This window comes from Mesorhizobium sp. LSJC280B00, assembly GCF_000502835.1.
Taxonomy (GTDB): domain Bacteria; phylum Pseudomonadota; class Alphaproteobacteria; order Rhizobiales; family Rhizobiaceae; genus Mesorhizobium.
The window spans coordinates 1-7,304 of record NZ_AYVL01000073.1 but is presented as its reverse complement, the minus strand read 5'-3'; the positions used below and the strand labels follow the sequence as shown (position 1 = coordinate 7,304).

Genomic DNA, 7,304 nt, shown 5'->3' with positions numbered 1-7,304 from the left:
CCCCTCCCCGTCATCTCGCGCAGGCCAAGCTCGCCGACCAGATTGAGCGCCCCCTGTTTTGTCACTTTAGCCGCTCCTGGATTATGCCAGCCGAGACGAGTGGCCGCGACATCGCGAGCTCGACCAGGTCGGGCAGTTTCGAGCTGGCGCGCCGTTGTTTGAGCCGCCGCTCCATCTGGCTTTTCGCCATCGCCAGCCGGTCGTGCTCCTTCAAGCCGGCCAGCGCTGCGTCGTGAATGGCGTCGACAAAAGCCAACAACCGGTCCGAGCGATTGCGCGCCCGTCGCCGCTCGCGCGGAATGTTTTTGGCGCCGAGATGCAGGCTGGCGAGATGGTGGGCGGCAAGACCCTCCTGGCGCAACAGCGCGGCAACCAGCAGCGGCCCGAGCCAAACACCATGCTGCAGCACCTCGATGTTTTGCCAAGCCTCGAGCAGGATCGCGGCGCGCATCACCAATGGCCACTCCCGCGTGTCGGCGAGCACGGCCTGCCATTCGGCCAGCCGTTCTTCTTCATTCCAGTCGAGATCGTAGATCAGGCCGTTTTGCGGCTCCGGCCGGTCACGTCGTGACTTTTCCTCCTTTCGACCAGGCACGTCTGCGCCACTGAGAATCTTCGACGAGCGCGCCAGGACAGCATCGATCTCGGCAAATTCTTCGGCCAGGAGATCGTCCTCAGCATCATCCCGACCGTCGGCTTCAATAGAGGCAATTCCAGCCCCCTCCTCTTCCCGGTTTTTTTCGCCCTGCGCCGCCGGCACAGCGCCAATGCGGCCAGACAGCGACAACAAACCGTCGCGGCTGAGCGCCCAGTCCGGTTTTTGCGCAAAAATGCGCCGGCGGGTTCGCAGCACCGCATGCGCCCGGGTGAGTTCGTGGGTCGGGGTGCGGATGTCCATGTGGGCGTCGTGCAGGACAAGGTCCTCGAGGTGCACGAGTTCACCCTCGAGCCAAAGGGCGGAAGCCGCATCGGCAAAATGCTGGCGCTCGACAAAGCCGTTGCGGACCGGTGAGCGAGCGACCCGCTCGTCGAGGCGGACCAAAACCTCGGTCGCGCGGGAAACCGGCCCTATGAGGGTTTGCAGGGACAAATCGCTGATGTCGTAAGCCATTGTTTTCATGATGGCTGATTCGCGCTAGTCAAGCTATTGGCCATTTAGGTTGACTTGCCGGGGATTTTCTCTAGCGCGCTTTTCACTATCGATAATGACCTCATATCGGGACTGTACAGCACCACGCCCTAGGACGCTCAAGAGGCTAAAAAACGTTGATTTGCCGGCTCATCGAAGCCGTAGGAGCTACGCAAAAAGGCACTAGAGACGTTTACAAACGATCGTTTGTTGATATCTTCGGTGTTTGTACAAACGCCCCTTTCCCATGCTGAGAGACGCCGCACATGGCCCGCGAAGCGCAAGATCGACGCTCCGGACGACCAAAGGGCCGGAAAATCGGCTACGCGCGCGTATCGACGGACGAACAAGCGACGGAAGCGCAGGAAATTGAGCTTCGATCGGCCGGCTGCGACGTCGTCGTTCAGGAACATGGATCCGGTGCGTCGAGAGCTCGCCCTGCTCTACAGCGGTTGATGAGCGACATCGGCGCCGGCGATGTCCTGGTCGTCGTGCGTCTCGATCGCCTTGCGCGCTCGGTCAGCCATCTTCTTCAGGTGATCGAGGATCTGACTGAGAAGGGCGCGCATTTCCGATCTCTTCGAGATCCAATCGACACGTCGACGCCACAGGGCATGTTTTCGCTACAGGTACTCGGTGCCGTTGCCCAGCTCGAGCGTGCGCTGATCTCGGAACGGACCAAGGCCGGCATCATCGCTGCGCGATCGAAGGGGCGCCTGCCAGGTAATCCTGGCATCCGGGAGCGCAGGCCCGAAGCCCTGGCGAAGATGGCCGCGCTGCAAAAGGCATCCTATGGCCGACGGCTACAATCAACTATGAACCAGTGGCTTCCGACGGTCCGCCGGATGCGACCAGACCATAACTGGGACGACATCGCTCGAGTCCTGAAGCAGCGTGGCCTCGACTGGACGCCTGAACGACTGCGGCGGGCAGTGAGGTGGCTCGTCACCGAGCACCTGGCCGAATCCACACTGCTAAAGCGGGCGTCTCCTCTGCCTCCGGAAGATCGCCTGATGACTCTTGTGGCCGGGATTTCGCAGTCTAACCCAGACCTGTCGCTCCGCGACATCGCTGGCCAGCTCGAGCGCCTGCATGAGCGAACCCCACGAGGAAGCGCAAAATGGTCTGCCTCCTCAGTCAAGAACCTACTCGATCGAGCCCGCCGGCTTGGACTCGTCGCCGAACTACCCGCGAGCTGACCGTCATCCCGCTGCAGAACAGTCCTCAGTTTACGGTCCTTGGCTGACGCTCGACATTCCCGAGCCGCTTGTACGCGGCCCAGGCATCGGCTGGAACAGCGCTGCCGGCCCGCGTCAGCCAAGCCGCTCGATCGGTTTCGGCGAGTGAGTTCCACCACACCATTCCGGCGGTTTCATCGGGCGTCGGTTCCTGGTCGTGTTGGTTTTTCATGCCTTCGATGCTCTCATAAGACGCTCGCCCCCACAAGTCTGCAGCCACCGTCCACGGATCGAAACCCCCCGGCTGATCATGATCCGCGCCCTGGCTTGTCGAGGCTGCGGCGCAACGCATCGCTGATTTCCAGCCGGGATTCGGTGCGTACAACCTTGCCTGCCGCCTCCAAATCGACGGCAGCGGCTTCAGCTCCGGTTCCGGTCGTCTTCGACGCGTCAAGCTTGGCCCGCAACAAGGCCATCACCATCGGCCAGACCGAGAACTTTCCGACCTTTGCTCGATCTGTCAGGCTGCGCAAATAGCCGCCGGCGCTGTTGATCTGGTCCTGCCGCTGGTAGATCGCGGCAATTGTAATCGCCGCCTGCTGCTCACCCATTGCCGTTCGCGCTTCCTCCCAGGCGCTCGGGCTGATGCCCATGGTCGGCCGGGCAACCTCGGCAGCCGCTAGAAATTCACGCCAGTTGCGGATTCCGCCGNAGAAATTCACGCCAGTTGCGGATTCCGCCGCCGCCCTTCACCAGCCAAAGCATGTTCGGGCAGGCATCCAGCACGATCCCTAGCGGCAGTTCGCGTTTCGGCAGGCTCCGTACGTTGTCGGTGTCCGCAACGTTGGCGCCCGCTTTATCTTTGTCTCCTAAGCCGTTTTCAGATTCAAATTTAGAGTCTGGTTTTGAATTCTGTATGTGGCGTCCATTTTGGGACTCATTGGCGTCCACTTTCTGTGTTTTTACAAATGATTCCAATGCTTCACGCACTTCAGCCCAAAGGCCTTCAAGTTCTTCGGCAATCACCTCGAGAGTCTGCCTAGGTGCAGTGCGTGGTATCTGACCAACAATCGCCTGGTAGGCCTGCTGAACCCTGCCCCAGTTCGCCGGCACGCCTTCCTCAATGCCGGTGTCGATCATCTTGACGATATCACGTCGGCATATGGTAAGCCGCTCCTTAACGAGACGAAATGCCTTCTTCTCAGATCTCACCGCATCCGCAAGATCCTTGAACTCCTCAGCGCGCGCCACGATCGGCGAGATGTCAAAGCCATAGGCTTGCTCGATCTCGCCCCCCTGCCCTTTCCGGGCGAAGCGCTTGCCGTTTGGGCTGTCCCGACGGATGATCAATCCACACTCGACCAGAACGGCCAGGTGTCGCCGTAAGGTCGTTGGGGGCATACCATTGGCGCGGCGGATCAGCTGCTCGTTGGATGGCCATACAACCAGTTCGCTGTCGCCATAAAGCGCTGTGTCCGGATGGAACGACAACAGCGCGTCGAGAATAGCCAAAGCGCGATCAGTGGCGCCCAGAGCGATCCTGGCGTCCTTGATATCTTGGAAGACATGCCATTTGTGGACGGTCGCGTCCTTCGACACCGCCCTTGCAGTCACTTGGCTTGAGATCATGCCAAGCGTCATCGGCCGCCGCCCAAAGGGCGTCGTTGCTAGTGGTTCAGTCATGGTTCTGCCCTTCAGCTTTTAGGCAAAGCGAAAGCGCTCACCAAAATGGCGTCCAATCTCCGGTAGGAGACCCTTGACTGTGATTCGCGGAAGTGAGATTCTCGTTGTCGCCAAACGAACGAGAGGGGCTTCCGAGACGCTGTTTCGGGGGCCTTTCTTTTTACCGCTTGCTACCTCTGTGTTTGTTGCACCAATTTCGTCTGGCTTTGGCCGGGGCATCCACCCCCTTCCAGCGCTTTGCCCACCCTTGTCAGATGACAAGGTTTGAACCCGACTGAATTCACGCTCGCCGCTCCTTCGAAAAGAACCGCTCCATCAGTACGGGCAGCTCTGCTTCGAGGAAGGCATTGAATGCTGCAGCGTGCTCGCCGCCTACTGAAAGCTTGACAGCCGCATCTGAGAAGGTTGCCCTCCCAACGGCTTTGCCATTCGGGCTCCTGAGCTCAATTTCACTGTGCGAGCGCTGTGCCGGCACCTTGACCGCATTCAGCGCATGCCTGAACCGCTCATCCGAGGGGAGCCTCAAAACCTTGTCAGCTGACAAGGTTTTTCGCAGCCGACCAAGCGCAGAGCTGTCAGCGCCAACAGTAGTCGCCAGCGCGAGCCATCGAGGTCGACCAGCCTTGGGAGCACGCCCAATTGCCTCAATCACGTCGAGTGGAAGCACTCTAGACACCGCGCGGAGGCGTGCCAACTCTGGGTCGTCGATGGACAACGCGGCGCGAATATCTCGTGGCTTGATGCCCGCCTCATCCATTCGCCAGGCAAAAAGCGCGCGCTCTATCCAGCTCAAGTCCTGGCGGGCCGCATTTTCGATACCCTGTGCAACGACAAGCTCGCTGTCTGACAATGCAACGACCGTCGCCTTGACGCTAATCCCAAGGTCGACCGCGGCCCGCCAACGGCGATGTCCATAGATGACCTGGTATCGACCTTCCGTGGTCGGATGCCGGCGAACCTGAATCGGAACCTTTTGGCCTTCCTCCGATATCAGCTTCTTCAGTGCCTCGAACTCGACATCACTGTCATCCGGCAATCGATCAGGGAACGGAGATGGATCGATCAACTTTGGATCCAGCTCGGCTCCGCCGCCGGCGTCAACCAGCGCCTGAAGCCGGTCACGTTCTTCCCTGAGTTCGGAAAGAGACCGCTGAGTCGCCCCGATCACGCCTGCACCCACGCGAGGCAGGGGTTGCGCGTGCATCGGAGGCTTCGCGCTCTCTGAGGACGCCGGCTCACCAACTTCCGCGTCCGGTTCGGAAAAGGAACTAAAGTTCGCCAGAATCGACCTCCTAGAGAGGCGCTTGCTCATCATGTTCGTCCCCAGCTCTGGCTAATCAAGCCGAGTATTTGATCGTTGACTGCGTCGATGGACTCTCTCGCACGCTTAGCTGTCGCGGCAGAGATGTTCCCGGATTCAAGCTCGTACAGGGTCCGTTTAGCGAGACCCGCAGTCTCGATGGCGGCACTTTCTACTGCGGTCGACGTAAGGACATCCTCGCTGAAGAGATGTCGGAGCATCGTTACGACGTGAACTTGAGAATGATCCATCGGATCATGCCGCGTAACGACGTATCGAAGAAAGTCCTGTTTCATCGTTGCTCCTGCGTCGCGGATAACCGATATCAAATCGCCCATCATCAACAGGAACTGGCTCATCGACATCACGTCGAGCATCGCCGGATGGACCGTCACCAAGAGACTGGTCGCTGCATAGATTGCACCGAGCGTCAAAAACCCGAGGGAAGGGGGGGTATCCAGAATGACGACGTCATATCCATCTTCGACCTCTCCCAGCGCGAGCCGAAGCCGTTCGAAGAAGATGCTGTCGGACTTGCCTTGCCGTTTCGATAAGAACCGAGGAGTTTCATGCTCGTACTCCATGACCTCAATGTTTCCAGGGATCAGGTCGATCCCGGTAAAATAGGTCTTTCGGATTATCTCCCGGATCGGACGCCGCTCGTCATCGTAGCGCAACGCGGCATAGATGGTCTCATTGTGCTGTACATCCATCTCCGGCTGCGCGCCGAACATGGCCGACAGCGACGCTTGAGGGTCGAGGTCAATCGCCAAGACCCTATAGCCGTGGAGGGCGAGGTAGTGTGCGAGATGCGCGCTCGTCGTTGTCTTGGCACTCCCGCCTTTAAAATTAGCGACGGCTAAAATCTGAAGATGCTCGCCATCACGCCGATGTGGCAAGAAACGCAAAGCTTCGGTAGGGCGTTGCGCCGCGAACAATTCGCGAAGTTCATTAATCTGAGCGAGCGTGTAGGCGCGATGATTGTTCTCAAGTCGAGCCGGCACCGGGCCTTTGCCCTCATTCGACATCAACTTGAGGGTAGATTCAGGTATTGAAGTAAGTCTTGAAACCTCATGAGTCATGAAGTACCTGAGGCTTTTCTGAGCGTGAGGCGGATACATCTGCTGGCGTCTGGCCTGTAGATGGCTAGAGAGCATGCCGGCATGCCGGACAATCTTGTCCGCCGGATCTTCCTGCGGTGCAGCGGTCGCAGTCTGTGCAGCCATTGTCGTAGCAAACCCTTATTGTCGGCCTTTTGGCGGTTTATCGCCCTCTGCCCGACAAAGGTAGGCCACGATTCTTCACGTTCGTCCAGCGCTTTAAGGTTAACAGATACTTAAACGCGACTGCTCGACAATTCGGGATTATCCTCGCGAACTGCAGATTGTCCCACTTATTCCGTTACTTAGGGTCAGACCCAGCCAACAGCAGAGGTAGTGGACCCGCATATTGACGGGATCTCGTGCGCCAGACCGGGACCGTTCCCCTCGCGGGCGGAGCCACGTGGGCGACTCACCTTGTTTGGGGAAGGAGTTCGAAGCAGTCTTGCGGGCCCTGTCGACCGACAAATCCACCTAGGAGATTCTTGTTACCCCCTGGATCTCCATCGAAATGGGGCAGGGCAGGGGGCTTATTGCGCTACAGCCCACTCGCCTTGGTAAGATTGACGCGGAAGCGATCACGCCGGCGCTGTATTTCGGCCGAGGCGTGGCCACGCTGTTTTTGAACATAGCGCTCGTTGACCTCGGCTAAGGAGGCGAGGCCGGCGCGTAGCGAGTACCCAGAAAATTTCATCTCCCGCTTCCCCTCCGAGAGATCACCGCGCTCCCTGGCCGCCAGGGCTGCGCGTTTGACCAATCGTGCCACCTCCTGATCGTTGAGTCGCTCGGATCCCACCGCTTTGCACTGGCCAGTAACACGGCGGAAGAGGGGCCCAGCGCGATGCGGGCCAGCTTCAACCAGGTCCGCAGGGCGACGACAGGGCAGGTGGCGTCGGACGAGCCGCGTCCGATCT

General features: G+C 59.3%; 5 protein-coding genes and 2 pseudogenes. 1 reads left to right on the top strand and 6 read right to left on the bottom strand.

The genetic code is table 11. The features are described from left to right. Together X773_RS79475 and X773_RS72880 are read right to left on the bottom strand one after the other, a co-directional pair. The coding region (locus X773_RS79475; protein WP_348625963.1) for a helix-turn-helix domain-containing protein at nucleotides 1-65 on the bottom strand (65 nt) is incomplete at its 3' end. Beyond that, nucleotides 62-1,120 (bottom strand): RHE_PE00001 family protein, encoded by a 1,059-nt coding sequence (locus tag X773_RS72880; protein WP_023680824.1) that lies wholly within the window; start codon nucleotides 1,118-1,120, stop codon nucleotides 62-64. The genes X773_RS72880 and X773_RS79475, both read right to left, overlap by 4 nt. A gap of 275 nt (nucleotides 1,121-1,395) precedes the next feature. Here X773_RS72880 and X773_RS0140380 point away from each other — a divergent pair, with 275 nt between their 5' ends. Beyond that, complete coding sequence (locus X773_RS0140380; RefSeq protein WP_031213393.1) at nucleotides 1,396-2,328, top strand: recombinase family protein; 933 nt, start codon at nucleotides 1,396-1,398, stop codon at nucleotides 2,326-2,328. Between the two features lie 287 nt (nucleotides 2,329-2,615). On the opposite strand, the pseudogene repC reads toward X773_RS0140380, so the two are convergent. From repC to X773_RS76000, 4 genes and pseudogenes are all read right to left on the bottom strand, one after another. Further along, nucleotides 2,616-3,990, bottom strand: a pseudogene (gene repC / locus X773_RS72870) (plasmid replication protein RepC). A 280-nt stretch (nucleotides 3,991-4,270) separates the two neighbouring features. Next, nucleotides 4,271-5,302, bottom strand: a complete 1,032-nt coding sequence (repB, locus tag X773_RS72865; RefSeq protein ID WP_023680818.1) for a plasmid partitioning protein RepB — start codon at nucleotides 5,300-5,302, stop codon at nucleotides 4,271-4,273. Further along, entirely contained in the window at nucleotides 5,302-6,516 is a 1,215-nt protein-coding gene (gene repA / locus X773_RS72860) for a plasmid partitioning protein RepA (RefSeq protein ID WP_023680817.1), read from the bottom strand. Before repA ends, repB begins: the two co-directional genes overlap by 1 nt. Nucleotides 6,517-6,928: 412 nt before the next feature. Further along, nucleotides 6,929-7,304 (bottom strand): annotated as a pseudogene (locus tag X773_RS76000) (integrase); the annotation flags it as partial.

Coding starts and splice junctions, on each gene's coding strand:
- X773_RS72880 (WP_023680824.1), bottom strand. CDS start 1,120: ATGAAAACAATGGCTTACGACATCAGCGATTTGTCCCTGCAAACCCTC.
- X773_RS0140380 (WP_031213393.1), top strand. CDS start 1,396: ATGGCCCGCGAAGCGCAAGATCGACGCTCCGGACGACCAAAGGGCCGG.
- repB (WP_023680818.1), bottom strand. CDS start 5,302: ATGAGCAAGCGCCTCTCTAGGAGGTCGATTCTGGCGAACTTTAGTTCC.
- repA (WP_023680817.1), bottom strand. CDS start 6,516: ATGGCTGCACAGACTGCGACCGCTGCACCGCAGGAAGATCCGGCGGAC.